This window comes from Exiguobacterium sibiricum 7-3, assembly GCF_000620865.1.
Taxonomy (GTDB): Bacteria; Bacillota; Bacilli; order Exiguobacteriales; family Exiguobacteriaceae; genus Exiguobacterium_A; species Exiguobacterium_A sibiricum_A.
Window position 1 is genome coordinate 2,351,613 of the sequence record NZ_KK211190.1, and the last position, 17,621, is coordinate 2,369,233.

General features: G+C 48.5%; 12 protein-coding genes, 14 tRNA genes and 3 rRNA genes. 3 read left to right on the forward strand and 26 right to left on the reverse strand.

Annotated elements, in window-relative coordinates; translation table 11 throughout:
- Positions 1-15: 15 nt before the first annotated feature.
- From P402_RS0113175 to P402_RS0113260, 18 genes are all read right to left on the reverse strand, one after another.
- A tRNA-Gly gene (locus tag P402_RS0113175) sits at positions 16-86 on the reverse strand.
- 4 nt (positions 87-90) lie between these two features.
- Positions 91-171, reverse strand: a tRNA-Leu gene (locus P402_RS0113180).
- 32 nt (positions 172-203) lie between these two features.
- Positions 204-277, reverse strand: a tRNA-Cys gene (locus P402_RS0113185).
- Positions 278-283: 6 nt separating this feature from the next.
- Positions 284-358, reverse strand: a tRNA-Gly gene (locus tag P402_RS0113190).
- Between the two features lie 7 nt (positions 359-365).
- A tRNA-Gln gene (locus P402_RS0113195) sits at positions 366-437 on the reverse strand.
- Positions 438-447: 10 nt separating this feature from the next.
- Positions 448-520 (reverse strand) — tRNA-His (locus tag P402_RS0113200).
- A 13-nt stretch (positions 521-533) separates the two neighbouring features.
- Positions 534-604 (reverse strand) — tRNA-Trp (locus tag P402_RS0113205).
- 5 nt (positions 605-609) lie between these two features.
- Positions 610-693: transfer RNA gene (locus P402_RS0113210), tRNA-Tyr, on the reverse strand.
- 28 nt (positions 694-721) lie between these two features.
- Positions 722-797: transfer RNA gene (locus tag P402_RS0113215), tRNA-Phe, on the reverse strand.
- A 27-nt stretch (positions 798-824) separates the two neighbouring features.
- Positions 825-900: transfer RNA gene (locus P402_RS0113220), tRNA-Asp, on the reverse strand.
- 8 nt (positions 901-908) lie between these two features.
- Positions 909-982 (reverse strand) — tRNA-Met (locus tag P402_RS0113225).
- Between the two features lie 10 nt (positions 983-992).
- A tRNA-Glu gene (locus P402_RS0113230) sits at positions 993-1,067 on the reverse strand.
- 21 nt (positions 1,068-1,088) lie between these two features.
- Positions 1,089-1,179 (reverse strand) — tRNA-Ser (locus P402_RS0113235).
- A gap of 27 nt (positions 1,180-1,206) precedes the next feature.
- Positions 1,207-1,281: transfer RNA gene (locus P402_RS0113240), tRNA-Asn, on the reverse strand.
- A 6-nt stretch (positions 1,282-1,287) separates the two neighbouring features.
- Positions 1,288-1,403, reverse strand: a 5S ribosomal RNA gene (rrf, locus tag P402_RS0113245).
- A gap of 95 nt (positions 1,404-1,498) precedes the next feature.
- Positions 1,499-4,414, reverse strand: a 23S ribosomal RNA gene (locus tag P402_RS0113250).
- Positions 4,415-4,581: 167 nt separating this feature from the next.
- A 16S ribosomal RNA gene (locus P402_RS0113255) occupies positions 4,582-6,143 on the reverse strand.
- The 16S, 23S and 5S rRNA genes sit together here with 14 tRNA genes alongside, the layout of an rRNA operon.
- 342 nt (positions 6,144-6,485) lie before the next feature.
- On the reverse strand, positions 6,486-7,355 hold the full coding sequence (locus P402_RS0113260; RefSeq protein ID WP_026829118.1) for a nucleotidyltransferase-like protein: 870 nt from the start codon (positions 7,353-7,355) through the stop codon (positions 6,486-6,488).
- A 134-nt stretch (positions 7,356-7,489) separates the two neighbouring features.
- Here P402_RS0113260 and P402_RS0113265 point away from each other — a divergent pair, with 134 nt between their 5' ends.
- Positions 7,490-7,852 (forward strand): DUF2614 family zinc ribbon-containing protein, encoded by a 363-nt coding sequence (locus P402_RS0113265; protein ID WP_012369565.1) that lies wholly within the window; start codon positions 7,490-7,492, stop codon positions 7,850-7,852.
- A 16-nt stretch (positions 7,853-7,868) separates the two neighbouring features.
- Here P402_RS0113265 and perR read toward each other — a convergent pair whose 3' ends face one another.
- Positions 7,869-8,291, reverse strand: a complete 423-nt coding sequence (gene perR, locus P402_RS0113270) for a peroxide-responsive transcriptional repressor PerR (RefSeq protein WP_251138800.1) — start codon at positions 8,289-8,291, stop codon at positions 7,869-7,871.
- Positions 8,292-8,465: 174 nt separating this feature from the next.
- Between perR and P402_RS0113275 the strand changes: the two genes are divergently transcribed.
- On the forward strand, positions 8,466-9,764 hold the full coding sequence (locus P402_RS0113275) for a glutamate-1-semialdehyde 2,1-aminomutase (RefSeq protein ID WP_026829120.1): 1,299 nt from the start codon (positions 8,466-8,468) through the stop codon (positions 9,762-9,764).
- 54 nt (positions 9,765-9,818) lie between these two features.
- Here P402_RS0113275 and P402_RS0113280 read toward each other — a convergent pair whose 3' ends face one another.
- The 4 genes from P402_RS0113280 to mutY form a co-directional block, all read right to left on the reverse strand.
- A complete protein-coding gene (locus tag P402_RS0113280) occupies positions 9,819-11,606 on the reverse strand; it encodes an ABC transporter ATP-binding protein (RefSeq protein ID WP_051525165.1) in 1,788 nt (595 codons plus the stop codon).
- 42 nt (positions 11,607-11,648) lie between these two features.
- The gene (gene ntdP, locus P402_RS0113285) at positions 11,649-12,191 is read right to left on the reverse strand and encodes a nucleoside tri-diphosphate phosphatase (RefSeq protein WP_012369561.1); all 543 of its coding nucleotides are present in this window, start codon (positions 12,189-12,191) and stop codon (positions 11,649-11,651) included.
- Positions 12,192-12,308: 117 nt separating this feature from the next.
- On the reverse strand, positions 12,309-12,734 hold the full coding sequence (locus P402_RS0113290) for a hypothetical protein (protein WP_026829122.1): 426 nt from the start codon (positions 12,732-12,734) through the stop codon (positions 12,309-12,311).
- Complete coding sequence (gene mutY / locus P402_RS0113295) at positions 12,734-13,750, reverse strand: A/G-specific adenine glycosylase (protein ID WP_026829123.1); 1,017 nt, start codon at positions 13,748-13,750, stop codon at positions 12,734-12,736. Before mutY ends, P402_RS0113290 begins: the two co-directional genes overlap by 1 nt.
- Positions 13,751-13,856: 106 nt before the next feature.
- Between mutY and P402_RS0113300 the strand changes: the two genes are divergently transcribed.
- Positions 13,857-14,840 carry a metal-dependent hydrolase gene (locus tag P402_RS0113300; protein WP_026829124.1) on the forward strand — a complete coding sequence of 328 codons (984 nt, stop codon included), beginning with the start codon at positions 13,857-13,859 and terminating at the stop codon, positions 14,838-14,840.
- A gap of 52 nt (positions 14,841-14,892) precedes the next feature.
- Here P402_RS0113300 and P402_RS0113305 read toward each other — a convergent pair whose 3' ends face one another.
- From P402_RS0113305 to P402_RS0113315, 3 genes are read right to left on the reverse strand one after another with little or no spacing between them, the layout of a single operon-like run.
- The gene (locus tag P402_RS0113305; RefSeq protein ID WP_026829125.1) at positions 14,893-15,177 is read right to left on the reverse strand and encodes a YfhJ family protein; all 285 of its coding nucleotides are present in this window, start codon (positions 15,175-15,177) and stop codon (positions 14,893-14,895) included.
- 2 nt (positions 15,178-15,179) lie between these two features.
- Complete coding sequence (locus P402_RS0113310) at positions 15,180-15,494, reverse strand: DUF1811 family protein (protein WP_026829126.1); 315 nt, start codon at positions 15,492-15,494, stop codon at positions 15,180-15,182.
- A gap of 59 nt (positions 15,495-15,553) precedes the next feature.
- On the reverse strand, positions 15,554-17,614 hold the full coding sequence (locus P402_RS0113315; protein ID WP_081776656.1) for an ABC transporter ATP-binding protein: 2,061 nt from the start codon (positions 17,612-17,614) through the stop codon (positions 15,554-15,556).
- Positions 17,615-17,621: the final 7 nt, after the last annotated feature.

Sequence of the window (17,621 nt, forward strand, 5' to 3'; positions counted from 1 at the left end):
TGCTCTTTTTAGGTAAGCGGGTGAAGGGAATCGAACCCTCATCATCAGCTTGGAAGGCTGAGGTTTTACCACTAAACTACACCCGCAAGATACCGGTGGTCGGAATCGAACCGACACTCCAAAGGAACACGATTTTGAGTCGTGCGCGTCTACCAGTTCCGCCACACCGGCACAATCTCTTGCATAAACATTAAATTAGGAATTGGAGGCGCCAGTCAGAATCGAACTGACGATAGAGGAGTTGCAGTCCTCTGCCTTACCACTTGGCTATGGCGCCACTCATTGGAGCGGAAGACGGGATTCGAACCCGCGACCCCGACCTTGGCAAGGTCGTATTCTACCACTGAACTACTTCCGCACAAAAGCTGGGCTGGAAGGGATCGAACCTTCGCATGCTGGAATCAAAATCCAGTGCCTTACCACTTGGCCACAGCCCAATAATAAAAGGGCGACTGATGGGAATTGAACCCACGAATGCCGGAATCACAATCCGGTGCGTTAACCACTTCGCCACAACCGCCATAATAATAGAACAGGGGCAGCAGGAATCGAACCCGCGCTGACGGTTTTGGAGACCGTAGTTCTACCGCTAAACTATGCCCCTAAAAGTGGTGGGGGGGGGCGGATTCGAACCGCCGAACCCGAGGGAGCGGATTTACAGTCCGCCGCGTTTAGCCACTTCGCTACCCCCCCACAATGGGAAAATCATCTAAAAATCATATGGTGGCTTTGGACGGAATCGAACCGCCGACACGAGGATTTTCAGTCCTCTGCTCTACCGACTGAGCTACAAAGCCATACTAAAATTTTTCGGTAAATAAAAATGGCGGTCCTGACGGGATTCGAACCCGCGATCTCCTGCGTGACAGGCAGGCATGTTAACCGCTACACCACAGGACCGTATGTAATTGCGGGGGCCGGATTTGAACCGACGACCTTTGGGTTATGAGCCCAACGAGCTACCAGACTGCTCCACCCCGCGCTAATAAAAATGGTGACCCGTACGGGAATCGAACCCGTGATACCGCCGTGAAAGGGCGGTGTCTTAACCGCTTGACCAACGGGCCATCTTGAAATTGAAAATGTTATGGCGGAGAGCAAGGGATTCGAACCCTTGAGACGCTTGTGACGCCTACACGATTTCCAATCGTGCTCCTTCGGCCACTCGGACAGCTCTCCATTGCATGTGGTGAAGAAGTAATATAATGGCTCCGCAAGTAGGATTTGAACCTACGACCTACCGGTTAACAGCCGGTTGCTCTACCACTGAGCTATTGCGGAACGATCGCCTGGCAGCGTCCTATCCTCACAGGGGGAAGCCCCCAACTACTTTCGGCGTTCAAGTGCTTAACTTCCGTGTTCGGCATGGGAACGGGTGTGACCACTTGGCTATCGCCACCAGACATCTATTATCTTAACATTATGTTTCCATAACGTCAAGCACTTTTTTTGAAAGGCTCGCGCCCTCAAAACTGAAGTCATCAACAAGATCATCTGCTAGAACAAGGCCTCGACCGATTAGTATCACTCAGCTCCGCATGTCGCCATGCTTCCACCCGTGACCTATCTACCTCATCGTCTCTGAGGGGTCTTTCTTGATTACTCAAAGGGAAATCTCATCTTGGAGGGGGCTTCATGCTTAGATGCTTTCAGCATTTATCCCGTCCGCACGTAGCTACCCAGCGATGCTCCTGGCGGAACAACTGGTACACCAGCGGTGCGTCCATCCCGGTCCTCTCGTACTAAGGACAGCTCTCCTCAAATTTCCTGCGCCCACGACGGATAGGGACCGAACTGTCTCACGACGTTCTGAACCCAGCTCGCGTACCGCTTTAATGGGCGAACAGCCCAACCCTTGGGACCTACTCCAGCCCCAGGATGCGATGAGCCGACATCGAGGTGCCAAACCTCCCCGTCGATGTGGACTCTTGGGGGAGATCAGCCTGTTATCCCCAGGGTAGCTTTTATCCGTTGAGCGATGGCCCTTCCATGCGGAACCACCGGATCACTAAGCCCGACTTTCGTCCCTGCTCGACTTGTAGGTCTCGCAGTCAAGCTCCCTTCTGCCTTTGCGCTCTACGAATGATTTCCAACCATTCTGAGGGAACCTTTGGGCGCCTCCGTTACTGTTTAGGAGGCGACCGCCCCAGTCAAACTACCCGCCTGACACGGTCCTCCAGCCGGATGACGGCTGCGAGTTAGAGACTCTATGCATGAAGGGCGGTATCCCAAGGGTGACTCCTCCGAAGCTGGCGCTCCGGTCTCGACGTCTCCCGCCTATCCTGTACATCATGCACAAAGCCTCAATATCAGGCTGTAGTAAAGCTCCATGGGGTCTTTCCGTCCTGTCGCGGGTAACCTGCATCTTCACAGGTACTATGATTTCACCGGGTCTCTCGTTGAGACAGTGCCCAAATCGTTACGCCTTTCGTGCGGGTCGGAACTTACCCGACAAGGAATTTCGCTACCTTAGGACCGTTATAGTTACGGCCGCCGTTTACTGGGGCTTCGGTTCAAAGCTTCGCTTGCGCTAACCCATCCCCTTAACCTTCCAGCACCGGGCAGGCGTCAGCCCCTATACGTCATCTTGCGATTTAGCAGAGACCTGTGTTTTTGCTAAACAGTCGTTTGGGCCTATTCACTGCGGCTCTACTTAATGTAGAGCGTCCCTTCTCCCGAAGTTACGGGACCATTTTGCCGAGTTCCTTAACGAGAGTTATCCCGCGCGTCTTAGAATTCTCATCCCGCCTACCTGTGTCGGTTTACGGTACTGGCACCTTCCACCTCACTAGAGGCTTTTCTTGGCAGTGTGAAATCGTGACCTTCGTCCCTACGGGACTCCGCATCGTTCCTCGACTTTGATGCCTGACGGATTTGCCAATCAGACGGTCTCGAAACTTACACATGCACTTCCATCCGCATGCGTCACTATCCTCCTGCGTCCCCCCATTGTTCAAACGGTGGATCGGTGGTACAGGAATATCAACCTGTTATCCATCGCCTACGCCTTTCGGCCTCGGCTTAGGTCCAGACTAACCCTGAGCGGACGAGCCTTCCTCAGGAAACCTTGGGCTTTCGACGGAGGGGATTCTCACCCCTCTTTTCGCTACTCACACCGGCATTCTCACTTCCAAACGCTCCACTGCTCCTTACGGTACAGCTTCACAGCGGTTTGGAACGCTCCCCTACCATTCCTTACGGAATCCGCAGCTTCGGTGGTATGTTTAGCCCCGTTACATTTTCGGCGCGGCGCCACTCGACTAGTGAGCTATTACGCACTCTTTGAATGGTGGCTGCTTCTAAGCCAACATCCTAGCTGTCTAGGCAGCGCCACATCCTTTTCCACTTAACATACACTTTGGGACCTTAGCTGGCGGTCTGGGCTGTTTCCCTCTTGACTACGGATCTTATCACTCGCAGTCTGACTCCCGAGTATAAGTTGCCGGCATTCGGAGTTTAACTGAATTCGGTAACCCTGTGGGGGCCCCTAGTCCAATCAGTGCTCTACCTCCGGAACTCTCAACCTCGAGGCTAGCCCTAAAGCTATTTCGGGGAGAACCAGCTATCTCCAGGTTCGATTGGCATTTCACCGCTACCCACACCTCATCCCCGCACTTTTCAACGTGCGTGGGTTCGGACCTCCAGTCAGTGTTACCTGACCTTCATCCTGGACATGGGTAGATCACCTGGTTTCGGGTCTACGACAACGCACTATGGCGCCCTATTCAGACTCGCTTTCGCTACGGCTCCGCCTCATCAGCTTAACCTCGCGCGCTATCGTAACTCGCCGGTTCATTCTACAAAAGGCACGCCATCACCCATTAACGGGCTCTGACTACTTGTAGGCATACGGTTTCAGGATCTATTTCACTCCCCTTCCGGGGTGCTTTTCACCTTTCCCTCACGGTACTGGTTCACTATCGGTCACTAGGGAGTATTTAGCCTTGGGAGATGGTCCTCCCGGATTCCGACGGGGTTTCACGTGTCCCGCCGTACTCAGGATCCACTCTGGAGGGAAAACAGTTTCAGCTACAGGGCTGTCACCTTCTTCGGCCGACCTTTCCAGGTCGTTCACCTACTGTCTTCCTTTTTGACTCCGTATAGAGTGTCCTACAACCCCGGAGAGCATGCTCTCCGGTTTGGGCTGTTCCCGTTTCGCTCGCCGCTACTCAGGGAATCGCATTTGCTTTCTCTTCCTCCGGGTACTTAGATGTTTCAGTTCCCCGGGTCTGCCTCACGCTACACTATGTATTCATGTAACATGTCCCATCCCATTACGGATGGTGGGTTCCCCCATTCGGAAATCCTCGGATCAAAGCATACTTACTGCTCCCCGAAGCATATCGCTGTTCGTCGCGTCCTTCATCGGCTCCTAGTGCCAAGGCATCCACCGTACGCCCTTCATACCTTGATCTAGCATTTTGGTATTCTAAGAACACACGTCTAATGACATGGTTATAAAAAGTTTGATGTCTTGTTGATGTCTTCAGTTTTCAAGGTGCGAGTGTCTCTATCGAGACTAGAGAGACGAGCTCTCAAAACTGAACGATGGGCATGTCCCGTAAGGGACGTTTTCCTTAGAAAGGAGGTGATCCAGCCGCACCTTCCGATACGGCTACCTTGTTACGACTTCACCCCAATCATCTACCCCACCTTCGACGGCTGGCTCCTTGCGGTTACCTCACCGGCTTCGGGTGTTGCAAACTCTCGTGGTGTGACGGGCGGTGTGTACAAGACCCGGGAACGTATTCACCGCAGTATGCTGACCTGCGATTACTAGCGATTCCGACTTCATGCAGGCGAGTTGCAGCCTGCAATCCGAACTGGGAACGGCTTTCTGGGATTGGCTCCACCTCGCGGTCTCGCTGCCCTTTGTACCGTCCATTGTAGCACGTGTGTAGCCCAACTCATAAGGGGCATGATGATTTGACGTCATCCCCACCTTCCTCCGGTTTGTCACCGGCAGTCTCCCTAGAGTGCCCAACTAAATGCTGGCAACTAAGGATAGGGGTTGCGCTCGTTGCGGGACTTAACCCAACATCTCACGACACGAGCTGACGACAACCATGCACCACCTGTCACCCTTGCCCCCGAAGGGAAAACTTGATCTCTCAAGCGGTCAAGGGGATGTCAAGAGTTGGTAAGGTTCTTCGCGTTGCTTCGAATTAAACCACATGCTCCACCGCTTGTGCGGGTCCCCGTCAATTCCTTTGAGTTTCAGCCTTGCGGCCGTACTCCCCAGGCGGAGTGCTTAATGCGTTAGCTTCAGCACTGAGGGGCGGAAACCCCCCAACACCTAGCACTCATCGTTTACGGCGTGGACTACCAGGGTATCTAATCCTGTTTGCTCCCCACGCTTTCGCGCCTCAGCGTCAGTTACAGACCAAAGAGTCGCCTTCGCCACTGGTGTTCCTCCACATCTCTACGCATTTCACCGCTACACATGGAATTCCACTCTTCTCTTCTGTACTCAAGCCTTCCAGTTTCCAATGACCCTCCCCGGTTGAGCCGGGGGCTTTCACATCAGACTTAAAAGGCCGCCTGCGCGCGCTTTACGCCCAATAATTCCGGACAACGCTTGCCACCTACGTATTACCGCGGCTGCTGGCACGTAGTTAGCCGTGGCTTTCTCGCAAGGTACCGTCAAGGTACGAGCATTACCTCTCGTACTTGTTCTTCCCTTACAACAGAGTTTTACGATCCGAAAACCTTCATCACTCACGCGGCGTTGCTCCATCAGACTTTCGTCCATTGTGGAAGATTCCCTACTGCTGCCTCCCGTAGGAGTCTGGGCCGTGTCTCAGTCCCAGTGTGGCCGATCACCCTCTCAGGTCGGCTATGCATCGTCGCCTTGGTAGGCCATTACCCCACCAACTAGCTAATGCACCGCAAGGCCATCCCAAGGTGACGCCGGAGCGCCTTTCATCATCAGACCATGCGGTCTGAAGAACTATTCGGTATTAGCTCCGATTTCTCGGAGTTATCCCAATCCTTGGGGCAGGTTCCTTACGTGTTACTCACCCGTCCGCCGCTCATTCCCTTCACTTCCCTCCGAAGAGTTCCGTGAGCTTCCTGCGCTCGACTTGCATGTATTAGGCACGCCGCCAGCGTTCGTCCTGAGCCAGGATCAAACTCTCCATAAAGTGTTTGACTTGCTCGTTGTGTGACCGAAGTCACGTTGACGAAGCTTGCGCTTCATTCATTGTTTGTATCCGAAGATACGTTTTTTGCCTCATCGTTCAGTTTTCAAAGTTCGTCGTGTCGTTTTCAGCGACTTTAATAAGATATCACGGAATAACTTATGCGTCAACCGTTTTTTTCTTGTTTTTTTCATCGCGTCAATGGCGTGTGCCTGTCGACATGTATTAATATACTATCTCGAGATAATAACGTCAATGCTTTTTCATCATTTTTCTTGTTATTATTTTTTCCTTCTATATATGCTAGTTCTATTTTTATTTTTAAAACAAAAAAAAACCGGTCTATCAAACGACCGGTTCATATGTCACGAGTTCAACACCAAGTCCTTTTGTGTGTTGGTACGAAATCCGGACCAACCCTTTCCGAATGAAGAAATCAATCAAACTGCCTAAATCAACCTTCAATTCTGCCAAACGGCTTTCTTCCATCAACTCTTGCATCGTCCAAGGATAATCGTGTTCTCGCATGACTTCGAATAAGTATCTGCCACCGGACAACACTTTCGATTGCAATAAATGTTCTAGTCCGATCAGCGCTAAATGAATCCGTTGTTCTAATGTTTCTTCACTTAACAAGAGTTGTTCATATAATTTATAGACATCCGGATCGTCCAGTCGTGCCTGTTCCCAAACGACAACTTCCGGATGCGCTCCCTTTTCCAATACGGACAACCGGGCCAAATGATGTAGCGCATGATGAACGTGCGTATAGGCATCATAATAATTTCCGCGACTGAACAGATTCCTTCCGTCCTGAAAACGACGCAATAATTTTGCGAATGACAGCGACATTTGTAAACATCGTTCCGTTTCCGGGAAATTGAGCAGTTGTTTTTTCAAATCCGTTAAATAGTCATTTCGCTCAAAAATGATGGTCCCTTCCGACACCCAATGGACAGCACGGCGATTCGCATTTAAAATCAACCAGCGGGAAAGAACTTGTTCATGCACAAGATGTAATGAAACCCGCAATGTATCCAAACGATAGTGTTTCACTGTCCATTCGATAGAAGAGTCTCGGGTAATCACTAAAAGTAAAACATCAAATTGATCGGTCAAAGAGTCTCTCGGTTGCCTTTTCTCAACGGAGATGATTCCTTGCGTCTCCGGATAAGCTGCATATTCTGAATAGATCGTTCGTGTTGCTTGTTCCATTTCCTTCTCACCCTTCTCTACTCCATACTCGTTACTCTGATCATTCGTCCGTTACCATTTTCGACAAAAAATCAATCGTTCCTGCTTCTGACTCGATCCAACAATATGCTAGACTGACTACAGGGGGAATTCATGTGAAAAAACAACGTAAGAATAAAATAAACCGTGCCCGTAACTTAGCAATGTTCCTTGTGTTTGGTGGAATGCTTGTCATGTACGGCGGTCTTTTGTTAAAACAATTCGAAATCATCATGGTCATCCTCATGCTCGTCGGGTTTGTCATGGTCCTCGCCAGTACGGCGCTTTATTTCTTGATCGGACTCACTTCGACGAAAGCGGCCGTCGTCACCTGCCCAAACTGCGGCAAAGAAACGAAAGTCCTCGGGCGAGTTGATTTATGTATGCACTGTGACGAGCCTTTGACGATGGATCGTAACCTTGAAGGAAAAGAATTTGATGAAAAATACAATAAACACAGTAAACGAGCTCCCCGCTAAAAGGAAGCTCGTTTTTTTAATGCACGTTTGATTGACATTCGGGACAAGTCCCATAAACCTCAAGACGATGACGGTCTACTTTAAATCCTGTTAAATGCGCCGCAACTGTCTCGACGTCATCTAAGACAGGATAATTGAAGTCAACGATTTTCCCGCATCCTTCGCAAATCATATGGTAATGACGCGTCGTAACGAAATCAAAACGACTTGAAGCATCCCCATAATTCATCTCTTCTACGATTCCTTTTTCTCGGAAAACCCGTAGATTATTATAAACTGTCGCCACACTCATATTTGGAAAACGATGTTCGAGCGCACGATAAATTTCATCTGCCGTCGGATGGGTATGTCCCGTCGTTAAATATTCCAAAATCGCATGACGTTGTGGTGTCATCCGAACGCCTGATTCACGTAAAGAGCGTACTGCATCATCTAGCATTTCGTTCGCCACGTCATCCCCTCATTTCTATCTTTCATTGATTATTAGATTGTAATCTTTATAATTAGTCTACCTACATTCTCTCTGTCCGTCAACGGCTCTGCTCCACGTTTGACGGACATGATACAATCATATCGTGATATTTTTCACGTATCAATGATTGGAGGAATCATCATGTCAACTCATGCAAATCGCCCAACTTCCGAAGCATTATATGAAGTAGCACAACAATGCATCGTCGGAGGTGTGAACAGCCCATCCCGCTCTTATAAAGCAGTCGGAGGCGGTGCTCCCGTTTATATGGAGCGTGGAGAAGGAGCTTACTTCTATGATGTCGACGGCAATCGTTACATCGATTACTTAGCAGCTTACGGTCCGATCATCACCGGTCACGGTCATCCACATATTACGGAGGCGATCACGAACGCTTCAAAAAACGGCTTATTGTACGGGACACCCCATCGTCTGGAAATCGATTTTGCCCACAAACTCCAACAAGCGATTCCTTCTTTAGAAAAGGTTCGTTTCACAAACTCCGGAACGGAGGCCGTCATGACGACGATCCGCGTTGCCCGTGCCTATACAGGACGTGAACTTGTCGTTAAATTCAGCGGTTGCTACCATGGTCACTCAGACCTAATGCTGATTGCAGCCGGTAGCGGTCCTGCAACACTCGGTTCACCTGATTCGGCTGGTGTCACAAAAGCGACAGCCAAAGAAGTCATTACGACACCGTTCAACGATATCGAGTCTTACCGTCAAATCATGGCAGAATGGGGCGATCAAGTTGCCTGTGTTCTCGTCGAACCGATTGTCGGGAACTTCGGAATCGTCGAACCGCAACCCGGTTTCCTCGAAGCGATTAATGAAATCACCCACGAACATGGTGCGCTCGTCATCTACGATGAGGTCATCACTGCTTTCCGTTTCATGTACGGTAGTGCACAAGAACTTCTGAACATCCGCCCGGACATGACAGCGCTTGGGAAAATCATTGGTGGAGGTCTGCCGATTGGTGCATATGGCGGTCGCCAAGAAATCATGGAACATGTTGCACCACTTGGTCCTGCTTATCAAGCAGGTACGATGGCCGGAAATCCAGCTTCGATGGCAGCTGGAATCGCCTGCCTCGAGTTGTTGGAACAGCCTGGTGTGTACGAAGAATTCGACCGTCTCGGTGCAAAACTCGAACAAGGGATCCTGAAAGCCGCTGACACTCATGACGTCACGATTACCATCAACCGTCTTAAAGGTGCATTGACGGTCTACTTCACGGACGAAACAGTCATCGACTATTTAGGTGCCGAACGTGCAGACAGTGAAATGTTCGGTCGTTTCTTCAAATTAATGCTCGAGCAAGGCATCAACCTCGCTCCTTCTAAATATGAAGCTTGGTTCTTGACGACGGCCCACACAGAAACAGACATTGACGAAACGATTGTTGCTGTCAACCGTGCTTTCGCCCAACTGTAAACAATTACTTTCTCTATATAAAAGGCTGTTCCGTTTTTTCGGAACAGCCTTTTATCATTCAACGAGCTCTAGGTTTTGAATCGCATACAGTTCAAAATAGGCGCCACGTTTTCGCATCAATTCTTCATGACGTCCCATTTCCGTGATCTGACCGTTTTCAATGACGACGATTTTATCAGCATCGGTGATGGTCGAGAGACGGTGGGCGACAGTAAACGTCGTCCGTCCTTTCGCGAGACGGGCAAGCGAATCTTGAATCATCGATTCACTTTCCAAATCAAGTGCACTCGTCGCTTCATCCAAAATCAAAATCGGTGGATTTTTGAGGAATACCCGGGCAATTGCCAGACGTTGTTTTTGTCCGCCAGATAATTTGACACCCCGTTCGCCGACCGGTGTTTTATAGCCGTCCGCCAAACGTTCGATGAACTCATGGGCATTGGCCGCTTTCGCTGCCGCGACCACCTCTTCATCAGTCGCCTCGGGATTTCCCATCTTAATGTTCATTTCGACCGATTCACTGAACAGAATCGATTCTTGCATGACCATACCGATTTGATCGCGAAGACCACGTAACTTCAAATCACGAATGTCGACGCCGTCAAGCGTGATTCGCCCTGATGACACGTCGTAAAAACGAGGAATCAGACTGACCAGCGTTGATTTCCCGCCGCCCGACATCCCAACGAAGGCAATCCGTTCTCCGGCCTGAACATCAAGCGTCAACCGGTCAATCGCCCGTTCACCGCCTTCTTCGTAGGAGAAGCTGATATTTTCAAACTGGACGTTCCCTTTGACAGTAACCGGATTTTTCGCATTGGCTTTTTCCGTAATGTCATACGGCTCATCCAGGAATTCAAACATCCGGTCCATCGAGGCAATCGACTGAGTCAGTGTCGTCGAAGAGTTCACGAGACGACCGAGCGGTGCGTACAGACGATCGATGTAAGCGATGAAGGCCACCATCGTCCCAAGTGATTCTTGACCGTTCAAGACAAGGAAGGCCGCTGCTCCGAAAATCAAAATCGGTGCAAAATCGGTAATCGTCGAAACGACGACGTACGTCCGGGCATTCCAGTTCGTTTGGCGTAATGCTGCCGTCAAGAAACCATCGTTTTGTTTCTTAAACGCCTGATTTTCATGGGGCTCAAGCGCAAAGCTGCGGATGACTGCCATTCCGTTGACCCGTTCCGTCAAGTGACCTTGCAGTTCAGCCAGTGCCGCGGACCGGTCACGTGTCAGACTGCGAAGCCGACCATAGAAAAATTTCACGGCAAGCGCATAAAACGGCAACGGAATGATGGCGACGAGTGTCAGCTTTGGATCAATCGTCCACATGATGGCAATCGCAATCAAAATCGTAATCATATCGAGCCACAAGTTCATTAAACCGGTCACGACAAAGTCTTTTGTTTGTTCGACATCATTAATGATCCGTGAGATGACCTCACCTGTTTTAGAATTCGAATAAAACCGAAGTGATAATTTCTGAACATGATCAAACAGTCGATTCCGGACATCAAATAAAATTTTCGAAGCGGACCACTGGGCAAGGTATTGCCGGATATACTCAAGCGGTGGTTTGACGACGAGAAAGACGAAGAATCCGGCTCCGATCAGATACGCCAACTCCTTGCTGCGCTCCGCCAGCGGAACTGTCTGATTATCGAGTAAATTGTCGATAATGTATTTGTAAAGAAGCGGCAATCCTAACGGAATCGAAAACTTGATGATTCCGACGAACACCGTTAAGAGAATTTGTTTTTTATACGGTTTGACGAATTCCATGTACCGCCGGATGGAGCCCTTCTTTTTTAACTGCTTTTGTTTCGTTTTACCCATGTGTTTCCCTTCTTTCCACTAAAAAAAGACGATGGCGAACCATCATCTCCGATATCTTGTTTCGTATTCACGATACCACGTTTCCACGAAAGCTGGATTGAATGGACCCTTGCGACTGCGGATCCATTGAATCAAAATCTGAACGTTGTCCTTCAGAATACGATCAATCGCTTTCGGATAGTTCATCTCCCGGCGATGTTTCTCGTACTCGTCCTCATCCAAAATCATGTAAGACATGTCCGGATAGACTTTGATATCTAAATCATAATCAATGTACTTGACTGCTCGATCCTTTTCATCAAACGTCGAAGGTGACCCTAAGTTACAGTAATAGTAGATACCGTCTTCACGGATCATACAGATTACATTAAACCAGAGTTCTGTCGAAAAATAACAAATCGCGGGTTCTCGTGTCCGCCACTGACGACCATCCGATTCACTGACCATGATCCGGTCATTGAATCCAATCAATTCTTCTTCCGTCGATTTAAGCACGAGCGTTTCTTCCCAAACTCTGTGTAAGCTGCCGTTATGTTTGAAACTTTGAATCTCAATCTTGCTACTTTCTTTTGGGAATCGACTCATGTGCTACTCCTTTCTGAAGCTTTTTATTCAGTTTTTTCTATACTCTCGTGCTTATTATACCCATTTTCAGAACACATGAAAAACGAAAGGCTACTTTTTCAGGAAAATGACTGGTATTTAACTTGAAAAATGATGTAAAATCGCCTGTTTCCGTTGCTGAAACATCGGTTTCAGAATAAATCCATCCACCACCCATTTTGGTAAATACGACTTATAAACCAAGTCATCAATCATGTAGATGCCGTCCGACCGTTCTTCCACACGGTGAACATGACACCAGGCCGTAAAGGGAAACGGAACTTTGATCCCGACATCCACAAACAAATCGCTCCCGACCATCGGAATGATTGAATCCCACTTCACAAAAATCGGCGGAAGACCGACCTTCAGCTGAATCGTATTGCCGGCATATGTCCGTGTATCTCCCGTCGTCTGTACTTTCGGGAACGTCGTCATTCCGGTCAAGGCTTTTGCATCACTTAAAAAGGACCAAGCTTGTTCCTTCGTCGCTGGCACTTTCGTTTCTGTATAAAAATGATCCATTAAAGTTCCTCCTTTAATAAACGATCAATTTTCATCTGGGCAACGGAAATCGGCTGTTTTTCATATGTCTGTTCATCCATCAGAACAGTTCCTTCCGGTTGTGTCGCAACACGATACACCGTAATGTCCCAAATCCGGTGTGAAAAGATATGTTTGATACTGCCGACACGGATTCCCAGCTGTTCTTCCGTCGATTCGACCAAAGGATATTGCCACATACCGGCTAAGAGTCCTGTATCCGGGCGTTGCATGACTGCGACTTGTCCATTTTCTTCATAGACAAGGGCGTCATACTGAATCGTCTGAGTTTTACCTTTTTTAGTTTTGACGGGAAGTTCTGCTTGAACGGACCGGTCGTAAGCAAAGCAGATATCATTGACCGGGCACAGTCCGCACATCGGTGATTTGGGTGTACAGACCATCGCGCCGAGTTCCATCAATCCTTGATTAAAACTTGACGGATCCGCATGATCAATCAGTTCGTGAACAGCCGCTTCAAAGACTTTTCGTGTTTTTGGTGCCGCAATGTCGTCATAAATTCCGAGGACCCGCGACAGTACACGCATGACATTCCCGTCAACAGCCGGTTCCGGATGACCGTAAGCAATCGAAAGAACAGCACCGGTCGTATAGGGACCGACCCCCCTTAAACTTTCAAACCGTTCTTTTTCGTCCGGTACGATTCCATCATATTTTTCAACAACTTCCTGAACTGCGATTTGAAGGTTCTTAACCCGGGAATAGTACCCTAAGCCTTCCCAATATTTTAAGACTTCACTTTGTTCGGCTGCTGCTAAATCCTGAGGGGTCGGAAAACGTTCCGTGAAGCGGTGGTAATAAGGAATTACCGTATCGACCCGCGTTTGTTGCAACATGATCTCACTGATCCAAATATGATAGGGATTTTTCGTTTCACGCCACGGCAACTGTCGTTGTTCACGTAAAAACCACTCGACCAATTCCGTTGTAAAATGCCGTTTATTAAAGTTTGTGAAATATTCTGTAACAAGAGTCAAAATATTACCTCTTTTCTATTTGATACGTTATAGTAAGTTCAATTAACCTTAAAATCAATTTACGTTTTTTATGATCCCGAATACTTTGATAAGGAGCGAATTCGCATTGGATACTGGAACGCATATCGGAATGGGACTTTGCCTCGCCGCCATTTCCACACTTGAACCGGATGTCGCTGCAAGCGCTACGCTGTTTGCGGCTGTTACGACGACGGCGTTGGTCGGTTCCCATGCTCCAGACTTTGATACTGTATTTAAATTTAAAGGTAACAGTGCCTACCTGAGACAACACCGTGGTAAATCCCACGGCTTAATTGCTTTAATTGCCTGGCCATTACTGCTGTCGATCGTCATCGGCGCCCTGTTTGGCGTTCCGCCTACTTCATTATGGCTGATGGCACAGATTGCTGTCGCCCTTCATGTCTTCGTCGATCTGTTTAATGCTTACGGCACGCAGGCGCTCCACCCCTTTAAGAAAACCTGGATTGGTTGGGGTGTCATCAATACGTTTGATCCCTATCTGTTTACGATGTATTACGGCGCGTTCGGCATTTGGTTATTGACCCGTGCAACAATTGTAATCTTCCCGATTTTGATTGCGATCGTCATCATTTATTACGCGGTGCAGTTCAAATTGCGAAACGATGCCCTGGCAACGGCAGCCCGTTATTATGGCGGTGCTCACAAACTGTTCATCTCACCCGGCATGAAATGGGATGAATGGCATGTCGCAGCACGTCTCCGGAATGAATATGCGGTTGTTAAAATCAATTCCGGTACCGTCGTGGAATGCGGCAATTTCCGGATCAAAAATGAACCGCATGGTGATGAACTGTATGACATCGTTAAAGAGAACGCTGATCTACAAGCTTTTCTTGAGTTCTCGAAAATTCATACGTACACCGTTTCCCGAAAAGACGGAATCGTTGAATACCGTTTCACGAATTTACGTTACTTCACGAAAGAAGTTTATCCGTTCGTTGCTGTCGTCCGGATTGATGCGACATCGCGTCAAATCGTCAGCTCCTATACAGGATGGGTCTTCAGTGAACGGACATTACAAAAAAAATTGGTCGTACCGGTTTTATAAAGAAAGGACTCGCCATGCTCGGAAGACACCCTTCCGAACCGCGAGTCCTTTTTTAATTGACTGACTGGTCGTCGCGCCCAATCATCAAATGCTTGAACTTCTCATTTGTTGTATTGAAACGGTGAAGCATCGGTCCATGTTGCTTGATTTGTTGCTGAACAAAACGAACAGCAACTGCTTCCCCTTGGTATTTTTCTCCCGCTCTTGCCAGTGTTGCTTCGAAATCTTCCCATAAGACTTCGACCCACGTCAAGGCCTCAAGCGGCGTCAGCGTTTCGTTGACTCCCTGCAATTCTTCCGCTAATCCTTTTAATGCTTCTGAACGATTTTGATCCATTGTCATATCTCCTCTTCCTGAATTAAAGCGAGCGGAATCGCCACTTCGTTGACAGTGCCCTCAAAATGACCCCAGCCCATCACACCGTTGACGAAATGAAGTTCGAATCGTGCCTCTTCCCCGGCAATCCGGTAAAAACGACCCGTCTCAAACCGGCTAGCGTCAACTAAGTAACTTTGGGCGATTGCAATCTTGCGGATAATGACCTCGACTTCACTCATGTTGCCGTGTTGCTCCGCTTTACGTTTCTGCTCATTCAATTTCGTCACGAGCATCTCTAACTCATATTTTGATAACTGACTCATACGTGTCTCCATAAAAAAACTCCCCCTCTTCGTCATTAGTATATACGAAAAGAGGAAGAAAAATGATGGAGTTAGCTTGATTTCAGCTCGAGATTGCGTTTACTTTGCAACGCATACATTTTGGCATAGATTTTTTGTTTTTTGAGTAACTCATCATGCGTACCGCGTTCGGCAATCCGTCCCCGGTCGAGAACGATGATTTCGTCGGCGTCTTTGATTGTTGACAAGCGATGGGCGATAATGAATGTCGTTCGCCCTTTCGTCAACGTCAATAACGCGTCCTGAATCATGGCTTCCGTCTCAGAATCGACACTCGCTGTCGCCTCATCGAGGACTAAAATGGCCGGATCAAACGCCAGCGCCCGGGCAAAGCTGATCAACTGCCGTTCACCGGCAGATAAGGTCGCTCCTTTTTCGATGACCGGTTCGTCCAGCCCCTTAGGAAGGCGGTCAATGAATCGGTCTGCTCCTACAGCGACAATCGCTTCCCGAATCCGTTCTTCGGAAATCATTGGATTACCGAGCGTAATGTTCGATCGAATCGTTCCGGTGAATAAAAACGGATCCTGCAGGACGATGCCCATGTGGTCACGAACTGCCTGTTTCGGAAGTGATGTGACGTCTGTTCCATCAATCAATAATTGACCGGATGACGGATCATAAAAACGCATCAGCAGATTCATGATTGAACTTTTCCCGCTGCCCGTATGTCCGACGAGGGCGATTGTCGCCCCGGGACGGGCATCAATTTCGATTTCTTGCAGGACAGGATGACCCGGGTCATAACTGAAGCCGACCTGCTTGAATTCCACGCGACCGGCGAAACGCGGTAACCGTCCTTTTCCGACATCTTCTCCTTTTTCGTCTAGCAGTTGGAACATCCGGTCTGCCGAAACGAGTGCTTGTTGCAGCGGCGACAGTTGATTCATGATTTGCGTCACCGGTTCAAAGAGACGGGAGACATAATCGATGTAGGCATATAAGATACCGAGCGACAAAAACGTCCCGTCGGTCAGACTTTTTCCGGCAACGACCCAAATTAACAAAGCAAGCGTCAGGTTTTTTAAGAAATACGATAAGTTATGCGACATTAAAGCATCGAGCCGTAATAACTTGGAACGGGTTTGATAGTTCTCTTCATTTTTCTGCTCAAATTCCGCCAATACTTCTTTTTCCCGCGCGTACGCTTGAATGATCGGCATCGTTTGGATATTCTCGTTCAATTGACCATTCATATCAGCGACAAGCGACCGGACTTTGAAGTTATTTTCCGTCGCGAGCTTCTGAAACAACTGAATCCAAAAGTAGACGATCGGGATAATCAGCAACGAAACTAATCCCAAACGGACATCGAGGAAAAACATTGCTACTAAAATTCCTGCCATCGTAATCAGTCCTGAAAAGACCCGCGCCAACACACCCAAATACAAATCACGGATCGTTTCTGTATCGTTCGTCACACGACTGACAATCTTCCCGATCGGTGTTTGATCAAAATAGCGGACCGGCAACCGTTGTAAATGTGTAAAGACATCGAGCCGCATCCGTTTGACGATTTTATGTGCCGATCGCTGAAGCAGGATTTGCTGGATCCAGTTTAGACCGGCTGCGATTAACAGCAAGATGATATACATCAACGACAGCCAGCCGACTGCTTTTAAGTCAGAAGCATAAAAATCATACACTTGTCCTTGCGTCAGCTTTGCGACGCCCGGATAACGAAACGTCTCATCGCCACGCGTGACGGTCAACGTTCCATCGGTCACACTGCGTTCGCCACCGCTCACGACTTGTTTCGGTACAAAATAATAACCCTCTTTTGACTGGACAATCGAAATGGATTGAATGATAGCAGAAGACGGAACGTCCTGCTTCTTCGCAAACTGACGCCCGTCATACTCGACCCGTCCTCCATCTTTCACTTCAACCCAGTCCTTTTCAATCGCGACAATATGCTCATCGATGATGACTTTCGCAATATAAGGTCCGGTCAACTCCGCTCCGACTGCCAAAATCAATAGAAACAATCCTAGAAAAATCGCTTGTTTTTCATACATCGCATAACGGACAAGTGATCGAATCGTCGTTTTCCGACGAACAGGATCTAATACATATAATTCTTCTTCCTTCACGTTCGAC